16 protein-coding genes are annotated in these 15,518 nt (G+C 45.6%); all 16 read right to left on the bottom strand.

Annotated elements, in window-relative coordinates:
- Nucleotides 1-80 precede the first annotated feature (80 nt).
- Nucleotides 81-338 carry an HPr family phosphocarrier protein gene (locus ACH6CZ_RS10210; RefSeq protein ID WP_374097324.1) on the bottom strand — a complete coding sequence of 86 codons (258 nt, stop codon included), beginning with the start codon at nt 336-338 and terminating at the stop codon, nt 81-83.
- Between the two features lie 17 nt (nt 339-355).
- Nucleotides 356-1,303: a DNA-binding protein WhiA gene (gene whiA, locus ACH6CZ_RS10205; RefSeq protein ID WP_374097323.1), complete on the bottom strand. Its 948-nt coding sequence runs from the start codon at nt 1,301-1,303 to the stop codon at nt 356-358.
- Between the two features lie 29 nt (nt 1,304-1,332).
- A complete protein-coding gene (locus ACH6CZ_RS10200; protein ID WP_374097322.1) occupies nt 1,333-2,307 on the bottom strand; it encodes a gluconeogenesis factor YvcK family protein in 975 nt (324 codons plus the stop codon).
- Nucleotides 2,304-3,188 (bottom strand): RNase adapter RapZ, encoded by an 885-nt coding sequence (rapZ, locus tag ACH6CZ_RS10195; RefSeq protein WP_374097321.1) that lies wholly within the window; start codon nt 3,186-3,188, stop codon nt 2,304-2,306. Before rapZ ends, ACH6CZ_RS10200 begins: the two co-directional genes overlap by 4 nt.
- Before the next feature lie 14 nt (nt 3,189-3,202).
- Nucleotides 3,203-3,661: an NUDIX hydrolase gene (locus ACH6CZ_RS10190; RefSeq protein ID WP_322422489.1), complete on the bottom strand. Its 459-nt coding sequence runs from the start codon at nt 3,659-3,661 to the stop codon at nt 3,203-3,205.
- 871 nt (nt 3,662-4,532) lie between these two features.
- Nucleotides 4,533-5,504 carry a thioredoxin-disulfide reductase gene (gene trxB / locus ACH6CZ_RS10185; protein ID WP_374097459.1) on the bottom strand — a complete coding sequence of 324 codons (972 nt, stop codon included), beginning with the start codon at nt 5,502-5,504 and terminating at the stop codon, nt 4,533-4,535.
- Between the two features lie 62 nt (nt 5,505-5,566).
- Nucleotides 5,567-7,015: a tetratricopeptide repeat protein gene (locus tag ACH6CZ_RS10180; protein ID WP_374097320.1), complete on the bottom strand. Its 1,449-nt coding sequence runs from the start codon at nt 7,013-7,015 to the stop codon at nt 5,567-5,569.
- Between the two features lie 309 nt (nt 7,016-7,324).
- Nucleotides 7,325-7,951, bottom strand: a complete 627-nt coding sequence (gene hisIE, locus ACH6CZ_RS10175; protein WP_374097458.1) for a bifunctional phosphoribosyl-AMP cyclohydrolase/phosphoribosyl-ATP diphosphatase HisIE — start codon at nt 7,949-7,951, stop codon at nt 7,325-7,327.
- 2 nt (nt 7,952-7,953) lie between these two features.
- Entirely contained in the window at nt 7,954-8,712 is a 759-nt protein-coding gene (hisF, locus tag ACH6CZ_RS10170; protein WP_374097319.1) for an imidazole glycerol phosphate synthase subunit HisF, read from the bottom strand.
- Nucleotides 8,712-9,440, bottom strand: coding sequence for a 1-(5-phosphoribosyl)-5-[(5-phosphoribosylamino)methylideneamino]imidazole-4-carboxamide isomerase (hisA, locus tag ACH6CZ_RS10165; RefSeq protein ID WP_374097318.1), 729 nt, complete (start codon nt 9,438-9,440; stop codon nt 8,712-8,714). Before hisA ends, hisF begins: the two co-directional genes overlap by 1 nt.
- Nucleotides 9,437-10,072, bottom strand: coding sequence for an imidazole glycerol phosphate synthase subunit HisH (gene hisH / locus ACH6CZ_RS10160; RefSeq protein ID WP_374097317.1), 636 nt, complete (start codon nt 10,070-10,072; stop codon nt 9,437-9,439). Before hisH ends, hisA begins: the two co-directional genes overlap by 4 nt.
- A complete protein-coding gene (hisB, locus tag ACH6CZ_RS10155) occupies nt 10,073-10,663 on the bottom strand; it encodes an imidazoleglycerol-phosphate dehydratase HisB (RefSeq protein WP_374097316.1) in 591 nt (196 codons plus the stop codon). It abuts the gene before it with no gap.
- A gap of 210 nt (nt 10,664-10,873) precedes the next feature.
- Entirely contained in the window at nt 10,874-12,142 is a 1,269-nt protein-coding gene (gene hisD / locus ACH6CZ_RS10150) for a histidinol dehydrogenase (RefSeq protein WP_374097315.1), read from the bottom strand.
- 203 nt (nt 12,143-12,345) lie between these two features.
- The gene (hisG, locus tag ACH6CZ_RS10145) at nt 12,346-12,972 is read right to left on the bottom strand and encodes an ATP phosphoribosyltransferase (protein ID WP_039811006.1); all 627 of its coding nucleotides are present in this window, start codon (nt 12,970-12,972) and stop codon (nt 12,346-12,348) included.
- The gene (locus ACH6CZ_RS10140; RefSeq protein WP_374097314.1) at nt 12,969-14,147 is read right to left on the bottom strand and encodes an ATP phosphoribosyltransferase regulatory subunit; all 1,179 of its coding nucleotides are present in this window, start codon (nt 14,145-14,147) and stop codon (nt 12,969-12,971) included. The genes hisG and ACH6CZ_RS10140 overlap by 4 nt, the downstream gene beginning before the upstream one ends.
- A 591-nt stretch (nt 14,148-14,738) precedes the next feature.
- On the bottom strand, nt 14,739-15,515 hold the full coding sequence (locus ACH6CZ_RS10135) for a SurA N-terminal domain-containing protein (protein WP_374097313.1): 777 nt from the start codon (nt 15,513-15,515) through the stop codon (nt 14,739-14,741).
- Nucleotides 15,516-15,518: the final 3 nt, after the last annotated feature.

Raw genomic sequence — 15,518 nt, 5'->3', positions numbered from 1 at the left:
CCAGTCCCCTCCCGGATCTTCCAGCAAAATACCCTCCAAACAAAAAAATCCCTCCCCGGCAAAACCGAAAAGGGACCTGATCAATTTTCTTCTTCCACATATGCCGCAAGCGTTTGCATTGCAGCTTCTTCATCAGCACCATCTGTGATTAAAGTAAAGCTTTCACCTGAGCTGAGTGCAAGGCTCATTAGGCCCATAATGCTTTTTGCGTTCACCTTTTTGTTTTCTTTTTCAATGTAAACGTCTGAAGAAAACTTTGTAGCTTCCTGAACAAACATGGATGCAGGTCGCGCCTGCAATCCACTTTTTAACCTGACTGTTACTTCCTTTTGCTGCATCTGATCTCCTCCTGTATTTAGTTTCCTACCATTTCACCTTTGCGTAATTTTTCAGCGATCTGATCGATTTTTCTTAAGCGGTGATTGATCCCGGACTTGCTGACAGCGCCGCCGGAGACCATTTCTCCCAGTTCCTTCAGCGTGACATCCTGATAAGCAACTCGGAGTTCAGCAATTTCTCTCAGCTTGTCTGGTAAAATACCGAGACCTGCTGTTCTTTCGATAAAGCGGATATTCTCAACTTGTCTGAGTGCCGCTCCGATCGTTTTATTGAGGTTTGCGGTCTCGCAGTTAACAAGACGGTTCACCGAGTTTCTCATATCTCTTACAATTCTCACATCTTCAAAGCGGAGCAATGCCTGGTGAGCACCGATCAGACTGAAAAATTCAGTGATTTTTTCAGCTTCTTTCAGGTAAGTAACAAAGCCCTTTTTACGCTCAATTGTCTTACCGTTCAGATCAAACTGATTCATCAGCTTTGCAAGTGAATCGTTATGCTCTTCATACAGTGTGAAAATTTCGAGGTGATAAGATGAAGTTTCAGGATTATTAACTGAACCGCCAGCTAAAAATGCACCTCTTAAATATGCACGCTGACAGCACTTTTTGCCGATCATTGCGGGACTGATATCATGGTTCAGACGGAAACCTTCACCCAGGATATTCAGATCTTCAAGGATATCTTTTGCCTGCTCAGCAATTCTGACGATATATACGTTGTTTTTCTTCAGTCTCATTTTTTTACGGACCAGGAGTTCAACCTGTACCGTGTAATTCTTTTTGATCAGTGTATAAATTCTGCGGGCAATTGCCGCATTTTCTGTCTGGATATTCACAATCAGAACTCTGTTTGAAAAAGACAGTGATCCGTTCATCCGGATCAGTGCAGACAATTCTGCTTTTGAGCAGCAATCATTTGCTTCTATCTGGGTGAGTTCTTTCTTCGTTTCTGACGCAAACGACATGTGTCTTTTCCGCCTCCCTCTTTCACTAACTACGCTAGCTGATCTTTCGTTTCAGCCATTAAGCGGACAACAATTTCTGCGACACGATCAGTATCATGACGGATAAGTCCTTCGCGATTAATAATTATTTTATCATAAACCACCTGAAGTCCGAGGGCTTTTAACCGATCGACATCAAATTTTACAGGTTCCGCCATTTCTTTATCATAAAGTGAGCGGATCTCTGCAGGGACATCCTCATTATTGACCAGTACGTAGTCCATAAATTTAGTTCCCATATGCTGATAGATCGCTTCTACATGCTGAGAAGCTGTATAATTCATCGTCTCCCCAGCCTGCGTCATCAGGTTACAAATGTATACCTTTGGCGCAGAACTCTTTAAAACTGCCTGTCCGATTTCTTTTACAAGCAGATTAGGCAGGATACTTGTATAAAGTGAGCCCGGCCCGATAATAATCATATCAGCTTCCTCAATCGCTTCTACAGCCTGAGGCAGTGCTTTCACATTTTTAGGTGATAAAAATACACGGTTAATTTTCTTACCGCTGAATGGAATTTTAGATTCACCTTTAATAATCGTGCCGTCTTCCATTTCTGCAGACAACACGATGCTCTGGTTGGCAGAAGGAAGCACGCGGCCTCTGACATTGAGCACTTTACTCATTTCCTCAACACCGTGTGCGAAGTCACCAGTGATTGAAGTCATTGCTGCTATAATTAAGTTCCCCAGCGAATGACCGCTTAATTCGTTTTTACTCGCAAATCTGTATTGGAACATCTCTTCGACCAGCGGCTCAACATCAGATAATGCAGCAATCACATTTCTAATATCCCCGGGTGGCGGAATTTTCAGGTCATCCCTGATTCTGCCCGAACTGCCCCCGTCGTCAGCCACTGTCACAATCGCTGTCAGATCAAGCGGGTGCTGCTTCAGCCCGCGGAGCAGAACAGACAGGCCTGTCCCGCCTCCGATCACGACAACCTTACCTTTTTGCTGGGTCATTTTTTCGGTGCACCCTGCTTTTTGTGAATATCACGGTGTGTAATCTGAGTGTGGTAGTCTTTCGCAAATGCCCGTGCAATCTCTTCAGTGAGTGCAACAGAACGGTGCTGACCGCCTGTACAACCAATCGCAATCACAAGCTGGCTTTTACCTTCACGTTTATAATGCGGCAACATGAACTGCAGCAGATCGATTGTCTTCTCAAGAAACTTCTTCGTCTCGTTCCACTTCATTACATACTCAGATACTTCTTCATCCAGGCCTGTCTGGGGTCTCATATGATCAATATAGTGTGGATTCGGCAGGAATCTCACATCAAACACAAGGTCAGCATCAATCGGGAGTCCGTGCTTGAAGCCAAAAGACATCACATTGACGGTAAATAAAGACTGCTTGTTCACTGAAAACTCATGCAGAATTTTCTCGCGCAGCTCTCTCGGTTTTAAGCTTGATGTATTATAAATCGTCTGTGCGCGTCCTTTGAGATCAGCTAACAGCAGGCGTTCCTGCTTGATCCCTTCCATCGGCAGACCTGCAGGTGCAAGCGGATGAGAACGTCTCGTTTCTTTATAGCGTCTTACAAGCGCCTGATCATCAGCCTCTAAAAATAGAATGCGCGGCTTTAGTCTTTCTTCATGATCAAACTGATCCAGCGCCTGAAAAAGAGAGTCGAAAAACTCCCTCCCTCTTAAATCCATTACGACTGCCACGCGGTTCATCTTGTCTCCTGACTCTTTCATCAGTTCCAGAAATTTCGGCAGCAGTGTCGGAGGCAGGTTATCTACACAGAAAAAACCCAGGTCTTCAAAGCTTTGAATCGCAACTGTTTTTCCTGCCCCCGACATTCCTGTAATAATGACTAATTCCATATCTGTTGACATGATGACACTCCCCCTCAGCTTGGATCCAGACGATAAGATAATAGCTCAAAATCTTTTGTATAAGTGAACGTACCATAGATAACGCCCTGACCATGGACCACATATTCAAGAATATGACGGTCACCTTCAGCCATATCAAGCGACTGAATCGCTTCAACCGGCTGCCACTGCAGAATGCCTTCAGGCGATTCATCCAGCATCAGACCATCACCTTCTGTCGCCAGAAACGTAAACATCATCCACTCGGAAATGACTTCATTTCCTTCTTTTATAATGAATGTGAAAATCCCTTTAATTTCAGGATTCTTCACATAAATACCGGTTTCTTCACGGTACTCTCGAATGCAGGCATCCCTGACAGATTCACCCGGCTCCATTTTACCGCCCGGTGCAACCCACCAGTCTCTTCTCGGTTTTTGAAGAAGCAGTGCCTGGTTATCTTTTATATATACACAATTCGTTATTCTCTGCACAATATCACCTGCTCATTTTTTGCTCATTCATTTTATTATACATGGTTTAAGAAGCTCTCACAATGAAGCCGTACTGACTCCTTCTTTATCTGTATGCAAATTTCCTTTTTGATATGTAAACAAAAAAAGGGCACGGACCTGTTTGGTGTCCGTGCCGGTAATATATACTTAAAGGGGGTCAATTACTTATGGTCTTACTATACCCATAAATTGTTGCATAGTGGTTACAGTTTGGTAACGATTAGATAAAGATTTGGTTATTGATATAAAGTTTTGCTTTTTATAGTTTGGCTGGTGATTTCCGCTTCAGGGGGACGCTTTCCGTGGCCGGGCGGTGAGCCAGCAGGCTTCGCCGTGCTTTGTCTCACCTGTCCCTTCCTGCCACAGGAGTCGCCCCCTTACGCTCCAATCACCTGCTGTGCAGAACGTTTGATGGACTTTATAAACACATAAGCTCTTTAAATGCCATTACTAACTGACCAACCAACAGTTGATGAATGAATGTTTACTGCCTTAAAAGACTTCAAAACTAATCGTATATTTTTGAATAACCAACAGAATTAGGGTGGGTCTAATTACACAATCTCAGGGACCACTTATAAAATCTCTAGGACCACCGCTGTAATCTTCTGAACAGTACATGTAATTTCATGAACACGCCACATAATCTCCGGAACATCACACCCAATCTCCTGAACCCGCACATCACATTTAAACAAAACAAAACCCCTCCAACTAAGGAGAGGCTCTAAGTTTGATCAGTTATATATCCCGCTGATAATTGGAGTCGAGGACGGAGGCTCACCCCCGGGGGCAGGAAAGCGCAGTCCTCCGCGGAAATCATCAGCGGTTATTAAAAACCATTATTGAATTAAGATTGAACCTTCAATGACTCAGCAAGCTCTTCCACATAGTGCTGGATTGCCTGTGAAGCGACACTGCCGTCGCCTGTTGCTGTGACGATCTGGCGAAGTGTTTTGTCGCGGACGTCACCAGCTGCGAAGATGCCTGGTACATTTGTCTGCATTTTTTCGTCTGTTTCAATGTATCCTTCGTCATTCAGGATACCAAGTCCTTCAAACGGCTTTGTCAGCGGCACCATACCGATATAAATAAATGCGCCGTCTGCAGCAAAGTCTGATTCAGAACCGTCCTCAGTTGATACAAGTGTAACTGATCCGACTTTCCCGTCTTTTTCATTGATTTCCTTCACTGTAGTGTTCCAGATGAAATCAATTTTTTCGTTATCAAATGCACGCTGCTGAAGGATCTTCTGTGCGCGCAGTTCGTCTCTGCGGTGTACGATTGTCACTTTGTTCGCAAAGCGTGTCAGGTAGACACCTTCTTCAACAGCAGAGTCTCCGCCGCCTACTACGACAAGGTCTTTGCCTTTAAAGAATGCACCGTCACATACCGCGCAGTAAGATACGCCGCGTCCGCCAAGTTCTTTTTCACCCGGTACGCCAAGCTTCTTATACTCTGCTCCTGTTGTGATTAGTACAGCACGCGCTTTATATTCCTTCGATCCGGCTTTGATCGTTTTATAATCCTTGCCGTCTTCAATGCTCTTTACATCACCATATGCATATTCAGCACCGAATTTCTTTGCGTGTTCAAACATTTTATTTGAAAGGTCAGGTCCCAGAATATGGTCAAATCCAGGGTAGTTCTCAACGTCCTCAGTATTTGCCATCTGTCCACCCGGCACACCGCGCTCAAGCATCAATGTTGAAAGGTTTGCTCTTGAAGTATATACAGCAGCCGTCATCCCTGCAGGACCGGCACCAATAATAATTACATCATAAATTTTTTCTTCAGTCATGAAATGACACTCCTTTTTGATGAGTTCATAATTTATCTACAATCTATCGTAATCCAAGGTGAAATAATCGTCCAATCATCTGCTTATGGCAAGTATAATTCAAGCTCGCGCTTATATCTCGCAAGCGTTCCGGATGAAATTCCGTATTTAGCTGCGATTTCTTTTTGCGTCAGTTTAGAACCTCGGACTTTTCGCCATAAATACTCCACAGCAGCAGCAAGGCCCTCTACATTTTGAAATGAATACCCGTGAACTGCCCCATGATAAACAATATGGAACCACATATAAAATAACCCCTGATGAGATTTTTCGTGCAGATCAAAGTGTTTTAACAGCTCACATGCAACACTGTGCGCTCTGCTGATCGGCGTATCCTGCGGCTCATCAGACTGCAGCATCCGGTAGTATGCTGTTTCAATCTCGGTAAAGTATTCAGGCGGCGCAGCATCTAAAAGACTGTCTGACTCCTGAATATCTTTAAATAAAATAAACATCCGCTCTTCCGGATAAAACGTTTTTAACTTATCATCATTACGGACAGTTGCGCGGTTCCACGGCTCCTGCCCTGCTTTATCAGGCTGCTCTTCAATGACACGCTTCCATGCATCTTCAGCAGCTTTTTTATGACCTGAATGCCAGGCAGAATGCGAGAGCCAGTAGTGAAACCCGCCATCACCCTCGAACCCTTTTTTCGCTAGGCTCTTCAGCCAGCCATATGCCTGTTCATGCTTTCCAAGTAATGCGAAAGTTGCGCCAAGCTTAAAGCGGTGTTCAATCAGAAACGGATGCACTGTTTCAAGCGCTTTTACAAGTGACTGCAATTCCTTCGTACGTCCCTGATAATGATAAAATACCGCTAAATTACATAGCGCATGCAGATTACCAGGGTTTTTATTCAGCACTTCAGTCAAAATTGCAGAAGCCTGCTCAGTTTCTCCCTGATAAAAGTAGGCAAGCGCAAGGTTATTATAGGCTGACCAGTAATCCGGAAAGCGCTCAATAACTTCTTCAAGTACCTCAATCGCTTCTTCAAACTTTCCATCAGCAAGCAGTTTCCCCGCCTTCTCCTGATGAATAATCAGGTCATCCTGTTCAAATCCCTCATCAAAACCATCTTCATCTTCAAACTCCAGCAGTTCAAGCAGATCCTCAGCATCCTCTGAAAATTCACCATCAGGCTGATCCTGCAAATACGTATTTACATGGCGGTATGCCTCTTGGAACAATCCAAGGTGCGCATAATTATTTGCCATAAAATAATGAATTTCTGTCATAGACGGATCGGTTGACTCACTTATACGTTTCAAGCGTTCATTGGACTCCTGGAAATGACCAAGCTCCGTTTCAATCATCGCAATCTGAAGTGCAATCATCGGCTCTTCCGGCTCAAGCTCAGCTGCTTTCCCTAAATATTTCACAGCCTTCTCAAGCTGACCTTTTTGATAAATGGCCATCCCACGCTTATACAGACTTTCACCTGTCTGGGTAAATGGCACAAGCTTTCCTTTTTGATGATCCGATCCTTTTTTCATGTATAGCCTCCGTACATTGTATTAACTAATCAATTTTAGCACGTAATTGAAAGTGTGGAAAGGGATGAATGCCATGGGGCTGGCGGGCCGGGATTTGTAGAAGCGGACGGGTCTTCAGCAAAAGTTGATAGGCGATTGCTACAACCTGTGGCTTCATTACGACAACTTCCCGGGTATATCGCTACAACTTGCGGACGGATTACGACAACTCTCCGGGCGTATCGCTACATTCCGCTCAACAATTGCTACATCCTCAACCAAAACCGCCTGCAAAAAAACACCCGCTCCATAAAGGAACGGGTATCCGGGTTATTTCGGTCTGTTATGTCGTTCTTCAAGCACACCCATCACATCTGCAAGCGGCAGCTTCTGCTCACGAAGCAGTACAAGTGTGTGATACAGCAGATCCGCTGTTTCCCACTTTAGTTCTTCTTTATCACGGTTTTTCGCTGCAATGATAACTTCTGCTGATTCTTCGCCGACTTTTTTCAGGATCTTATCAACGCCTTCTTCAAACAGATACGTTGTATAAGCGCCTTCCGGACGTTCTTCATCGCGTGCTGCAATTAGACTCTCAAGCACTGACAGAATTTGTGTTCCAACAGCCTTGTCATCTGATTCGTACACTTTTTCATTAAAACATGAACGTGCACCTGTGTGGCACGCCGGACCTGCAGGCTTCACGCGCACAACAAGTGAATCACCGTCGCAGTCGAGTGTCATATCCACAATTTTCTGCGTGTTGCCGCTTGTTTCGCCTTTGTGCCAGAGTTCCTGGCGTGAGCGGCTGTAGAACCATGTTTCACCGGTTTCAGCTGATTTTTTAAAAGATTCTTCGTTCATATACGCAACGGTCAGGACTTCCCCGGTTGATGCATCCTGCACCACTGCCGGGATTAATCCTTTTTCATCGAAGCGAATGTTCGCTGTATTGATGGTCATCTTACATTCACTCCTTTATTTCTTAAATGTGCTTTAACTTCCTTCACACTTGTTTCTTCATAGTGGAAAATAGACGCTGCAAGTGCTGCATCCGCTTTTCCATCTGTAAATATCTCGGTAAAGTGTTCACTGCCGCCGGCGCCGCCTGAAGCGATCACCGGAATATTGACTGCTTCGCTTACGGCTTTTGTCAGTTCAACATTAAAACCTGACTTTTCACCATCGCGGTCCATTGAGGTTAAAAGAATCTCTCCAGCACCAAGTGACGCTGCTTCTTTGACCCAGTCGATCACAAGTCTATCAGTCGGCTTGCGGCCACCGTGCGTGTAGACGCGCCATGTGCCGGCTTCCTCATCCCATTTCGCATCAACTGCAACAACGATGCATTGTGTACCGAAATATTCAGCGCCTTCACGGATCAGCTCCGGACGCAGGACTGCCGCTGTATTTAACGACACTTTATCAGCACCTGCACGCAGAATCCGTTTCATATCTTCAAGCGCGTTAATGCCGCCGCCTACTGTAAATGGAATCGCAAGCTCAGCAGCAACACCCTGCACGACATCCACCATTGTTTTACGGCCTTCATGTGACGCAGAAATATCGAGAAATACGAGTTCATCTGCCCCCTGCTGATCATAAGCACGCGCAAGTTCCACCGGATCCCCTGCATCGCGGAGCTCAACGAACTGAATCCCTTTTACCACTCGCCCTTCTTTTACATCAAGACATGGAATAATTCGTTTTGTCAGCATTACGACGTCTCCTCGATTGCCTGTTTGACGGTAAATTTGTTCGTGTAGATCGCTTTACCGACAATCGCGCCTGCTACTCCGATACCGGATACAGCCTGCAATGTGCGCAAATCCTCAAGTGAACTGACGCCGCCTGAAGCAATCACTTCAGCGCCAGTGCATTCTGCAAGTTCAACAACCGCGTCCACATTCGGACCGCTCAGCATGCCGTCTGTTGCAATGTCTGTAAAAATAAACGTTTCAGCGCCTGCTTCAGCAAGCTCCTTACCAAGATCAACCGCTTTTAGCTCAGACGTTTCAATCCAGCCGTGTGTTGCTACGTAACCGTTTTTCGCATCAAGGCCGATTGCAATGCGGCTGCCATACTTCTTCAGCCATTCTTTCACTAAAGCAGGATTTGTTACTGCAAGACTTCCTATAATCACACGGTCAACGCCCTGATCTAAATAGTGTACCACGTCTTCTTCTGTGCGGATGCCGCCGCCAACCTGAACGCGCGCAGGCAATTCTTTTACGACACGCTCAACAAATACATCATTCACGCGCTTGCCGTCTTTCGCGCCGTCAAGATCAACCATGTGAACCCACTCGGCACCTTCATCAACAAACTGCTTTGCCATATCAAAAGGAGAATCCCCGTAGATCGTCTCCTGAGCATAATCACCCTGTGTGAGACGTACACATTTGCCGCCTCTCATATCAATTGCCGGATAAACTGTGAAACTCATACTTCCACCTCCGTATTTTGTACGTACTGCGTATAATTCTTCAACAGTGCCATGCCTAAGTCACCGCTTTTTTCAGGGTGAAACTGCATGCCGAATACATTTCCTTTGCCAACAACTGCCGGTACTTCTTCATAATAATCAGATGAAGCGATCAGTGCGTCACGCTCTTCACCTGCAATATAGTAAGAGTGCACGAAATACACGTGATCCGCTTCAACATCTGCAGTCAGCGGTGAATCCTGGTGGAACTTCAGCTTATTCCAGCCCATATGCGGAACCTTGTAACGTTCACCGTTTGATTCTCCCAGAAACTTAACCGCTTTTCCTTTCAAAAGACCAAGCCCTTTGAAAACGCCATTCTCTTCACTTTCATCAAATAACAGCTGCATGCCGAGACAAATACCAAGGATCGGCTTTCCTGCATCCGCCTGCTCTTTGATAAAATCAGACAGCTTTGTTTCATCAAGCAGCTTCATCGCATCACGAAATGCGCCAACGCCCGGTAAAATCAGTCCGTCTGTTTTTTCAAGCTGTTCTTTTTTATCACTGATGATATAAGGAACACCGATCCGCTCAAGCGCTTTACTTACACTGAACAGATTCCCCATACCGTAATCAACTATTCCGATCATTTACAACATCCCTTTCGTTGATGGCACACCTTTAACCCGCGGATCAATCTGCGTCGCTTCATCCAGTGCACGTCCAAGTGCTTTGAATACTGCCTCTATCATATGGTGCGTATTAAAGCCATAATGCACATTCACGTGAAGGTTCATCCGTGCTTCAATTGCAAGCTTCCATAAGAATTCATGTACAAGCTCCACATCAAAATCCCCTACTTTTTCTTTCGGGAAATCAGCATTCATCACCAGGTGCGGGCGATTGCTTAAATCAACTGTGACCTGCGCAAGTGCTTCATCCATCGGGACAAACGCGTTGCCGTAACGCTTGATTCCTTTTTTATCACCAAGTGCTTCAAGCAGTGCCTGACCGAGTACGATGCCGATATCTTCTGTTGTGTGGTGTCCGTCAATATCCACATCTCCACGGCCTTCAACTGTCAGGTCGAAGTGGCCATGCTTGGTGAAGAGGTCGAGCATGTGGGTCATGAAGGGTACGTCTGTCTGAATGTCGCTGATGCCTTCGCCGTCGATGTTCAGCGCGAGTGAGATATTGGTTTCGTTTGTTTTTCTTTTTAATGAAGATTTACGTTCAGTCATTTGTGACACTCCTTTGTATGTACATAGGAGTTGATGGCATCTCCGGAGGGGACGCTTTCCGCAGGGCCGGCGGTGAGCCTCCTCGGGCTGCGCCCTGCGGGGTCTCACCTGTCCGGCTTCTCCTGCTGGAGTCGCCCCTCCTCCGATACCATCAACTCTAAATAGTTTAGTTTATTACTTACTAATCTAGCTGAGATTTCCAGATAAACTCTAGTTTCTATTCCTAGCTTCAATCGCTCTTGCATGCGCCTCTAAGCCTTCAAGCCTTGCGAATTTGGCAACCTTGCTGCTGTTCTCGTCGAAGGCTGCTTTGCTGTAGGAGATGATGCTCGATTTTTTCACGAAGTCATCTACTGACAGCGGACTTGAGAAGCGGGCTGTTCCGCTTGTTGGCAGTGTATGGTTGGGTCCTGCAAAGTAGTCGCCGATTGGTTCTGAGCTGTATCTGCCGATGAAAATTGCGCCGGCGTGGCGGATTTTTCCGACGAGCTCCATTGCATTTTCCATTTGAACTTCAAGGTGCTCAGGAGCAATCTGGTTTACAGCTTCTACTGCCTGTTCAAATGAATCTGCCACGTAAATGGCACTGTGCTCTTCAATGGCAACACGCGCCATCTCATGTCTAGGCAGTTCATTCAGTTGAATTTCAACTTCTTTTTGAACTGCTTCAGCAAGTGCTTTTGAAGTGGTCACGAGATTTGCCTGTGAGAGTTCGCCGTGTTCTGCCTGGGATAACAGATCCGCAGCGACTTCATTTGCAAAAGCCGTATCATCTGCAAGAACAGTAACATCACTCGGTCCTGCAATCATATCAATATCCACAACACCAAACACTTCACGTTTGGCAAGAGCAACGAAGATATTGCCGGGACCTGTGATTTTATCAACCGGCTCAATTGATTCTGTTCCGTACGCAAGTGCCGCTACAGCCTGGGCCCCGCCGATTTTATAAATGTCACGAACCCCTGCAAGACGAGCTGCAGCCAGCACACCCGCAGGCACTTTACCGTCTTTACCAGGCGGTGTCACCATGACAATCCGCTTTACGCCTGCAACCTGTGCGGGAATTGCATTCATGAGAACAGATGAAGGATAAGCAGCTGTTCCCCCTGGCACGTAAATCCCCGCTGCATCAAGCGCCGTCACTTTTTGTCCAAGCATCGTACCGTTTTCTTCAGTCGTCATCCATGACTGTTGAACCTGCTTTTCATGAAACGCACGGATATTATTAGCTGCCTCCTGTAAAATCGACAGCAGTTCTTCATCAAGTTCCTGAAGTGCTTCGTCTACTTCACCGTCATTCACTTTTAGCGACTCAAGCTTTACGCCGTCAAACTGCTCCGTGTAAAAGCGGACTGCCTCGTCACCTTTATCTTTCACTTCTGCAATAATCTCCTGCACACTCTTCCGCTGCGCCTCAGTTCCCTGATCCAGCGACTGACGCGGAATGCTGCGTTCACTTAGAAAACGAATGTCCATTCTATATAATTCCTTTCTAAAATCAAGATGGGATAAGCGTGTTTTGATCCGCAGCGCTGATCGGGGTGTAAGGCGGCGACTCCAGCGGGATGTGACGGATAGCTGAGATCCCGCAGGCGCTTGCGCCGAGGAGGCTCAGCGCCGTCCCCGCGGAAAGCGTCCGCCTGGAACGCAGATCGTGTGCCACTGCCAAAGATCCAATATTAGCCGTTTACCACTTTTTCGAGTCTGTTCGTCATCTCGCTGATCCGGTCATGCATCAGACGATAACTAACAGGGTTCGCAATCAGACGCGACGTAATATCCACAATATGCTCATACTCCACTAAACCATTTTCCTTCAACGTACGTCCAGTTGAGACAATATCCACAATGCGGTCCGTCAGCCCGATAATCGGCGCGATTTCAATCGAACCGTTCAGCTTAATAATTTCCACCTGTTCACCCTGCTCTCTAAAATAAGAGGAGGCAACATTCGGATATTTCGTCGCAATTCTTGGTGCCACTTCATTCATTTCTGTATCAGGAAGTCCTGCTACCGCTAAATAACAGTGACTGATTTTCAAATCCAGCAGTTCATACACGTGACGCTCTTCTTCAAGCATCACATCTTTCCCTGCAATCCCGATATCCGCAACGCCGTGTTCAACGTACGTCGGCACATCCATCGGTTTCGCTAAAATAAAGCGGAGATTCTCTTCAGGTACTTCTATAATCAGCTTTCTTGAATCATCGAATTCAGGCGGTAAATTATAGCCAGCTTCCTTCAGCATGACAACCGCTTCTTCAAATATACGCCCTTTAGGCATGGCAATCGTTAATTCCTTCATGCCTGATCCCCTGCCTTTCCAATAAACGTATGCACATCTTTAAATTCTGCTGTAAAGCTGTCCAGGTCAGATACACCTTTTACATCCTGCACAATGACAGGCTGCTGTTTCGCCCTGTATTCAGCCGCTTTTTCAGCCGCTTCTTTTCTGCGTTCAGCTGAGAATAAAATGAGTGCCGGCTGTACCTGTTTTACACCTTTATTCAACGCTTCCATCAGATAATCCATCCGGATGCCAAAGCCGGTCGCGCCTACTTCAGCACCGAACTTTTTCAGCAGGTTATCATAACGTCCGCCGTTTCCAAGCGCGAATCCTACATTATCTGCGTAAACCTCAAACAGAACACCTGTATAGTAAGACATGTGGCTGACTAGCGACACGTCCATTTTCACATAATCCTCTACGCCGTAATCTTTTAACACTGAAAGTAATTCTTCAAGTTCACGCAACGCCTCGCGTCCACCTTCTCCTTCTAAAAGAGCTTCAGCTTTCGCAATCGAACCGCCGTTACCCTGAATGTGAAGTACATCTATCAGCCTCTTCTTATCAATAGAAGAAAGCGGCAGTGAATCCACATGCTTCCGGTAACCGACATAATTCTTTTCATATAAATGCTTTCTCAGCTTTTCAGCACGCTCTTCTGTCCCGACAATTTGAAGGAACAGCTCCTGCAGGAAGCCAACATGTCCAACTGCAATCGTAAAGTCTTCAAGACCTGATGCTTTCAGTACTGAAGCTAAAAGCGCAATCGTTTCAGCATCCGCACTCACAGTTGAATCGCCGATCAGCTCAACACCAATCTGTTCAAATTCAGCCGGTCTTCCGCCTTCACGCTGCTGCGCGCGGAACAAGTTTGCCGCGTAAGCAAGTCGCAGCGGATTGCGGTCTTTTAACAGCTTTGACGCTGCGACACGCGCAATTGGTGCCGTCATATCAGGACGAAGCACAAGCGTTCTTCCCTGCTGATCAAGGAGTTTGAACAGCTGCTGATCTAAAATAGCTGACGCTTCACCGACTGTCTCGTCGTATTCAAGGGCTGGTGTTTCCATGAATTCGTAGCCCCAGTTCATCATTTCGTTTTCAATGTTTGTGCGAATTTCTTTTTTCAGACTATATAAATGAGGAAACGTATCTCTCATTCCGATTGGTTTTTCAAACATAAACAGTTTTGACACCGTCTCCACAACCTTTCATTTGATCACGCTGATAAGCAAAAAAATTAAATATTACTCCAAACAAATCATAACTTTTATTATACCTGTAATGTCAGGATAACTCGAATAATTGACTGAATCCTTTAGTTCGCTAATACGATAACAAAATAAAGATATTGTGTAGTTTACTAGGGATGTGGTGGTTAGTCAAGGGTGTTGTTTGTGATGAAAGTTGTTGCTGTTTTGGCTGAAGTTGTTGTGGTTTGTCTCAAACATGTAGCGATACACCCGGATAGTTGTCGCAATCCCGCGTCAGGTTGTAGCAATCGGACATTTTTATTGTCATATCCACATAAAAGATGTCGCACTACATACACTCTCTTGATGTCTTTAAGAAACTAAGAGCCTTTTTCCCAAGTGCATTCAGGGGATGGAGGTGGTGTACCGGCTGAAGTTGTCGCTATTTTTGCCGGAGTTGTAGTGATTTGTCTCAAACATGTAGCGATACACCCGGATAGTTGTCGCAATCACGCGTCAGGTTGTAGCAATCAAACATTTTTCATGCATCAAACTAAAAAAAGACATCCCCATAAGGAGATGCTTTTCATCAATTTAGATCAATCTTTCAATTTCTGCGTCAGCTTTCAGCTCTTCAAGGTGAGCCATCAGCTTTTCCTGCTGTTCGGGACGAGTCAGACTTGATACGATGTTTTCACGTACGTCTTCAAGTGCAGGTGCTTCCTGACCAGCTGCTTCTGCTTGTGTAACCACGTTTTCATCGTAGAATGTCTGAATTTCTTCATCCGTTGGTTCTTCAACAGGTGCCACTTCACTTATATACTTATCAAACTTGATTGAGTCTGCCATCTGGCCGCGAAGTGTTTCCACGTCCAGCCCCTGTGCTTCCATGAGCTCAGTCATTGCTTCTTCTCCACCGAAACGCTCCTGGAATGCTGCATATTCTTCATCAATTTCTTCCTCAGATGCTTCAAGTCCGGCTTCGTTTGCTTTTTGGATGATCAGTGTCTGATTCACTAACAGATCCAGTGTTTGCGTTTTAGCCTGTTCTGCACCTTCTTCAGTCGTTGGGTCCTGTCCCATTTGCTGAAGGTTACTTTGCGTTGAAGCTAAAGCTGAATTATATGCTTCACCAGTAATTTCTTCACCATTAATCGTTGCAACGACTTCATCTTCAGCAACCTGCTGTTCTTCCATTGCAGCCTGCATTTCCTCAGCTGCCGCCTGCTGATCTTCTGCTGCCTGTTGCTCTTCAGCAGTTGGTTCTTCATTTTCTGCTTCTGTATTAGCTGATTCCTCATCACTACATGCTGCGAGTCCAAGCGCTAGTGCACCTGCAGCGAATGGTAGAAAGATTTTCTTAAAATTCATCAG

Source organism: Jeotgalibacillus sp. JSM ZJ347, from assembly GCF_044383825.1.
GTDB lineage: Bacteria > Bacillota > Bacilli > Bacillales > Jeotgalibacillaceae > Jeotgalibacillus.
This window is presented reverse-complemented; position numbering and strand designations above follow the sequence as displayed.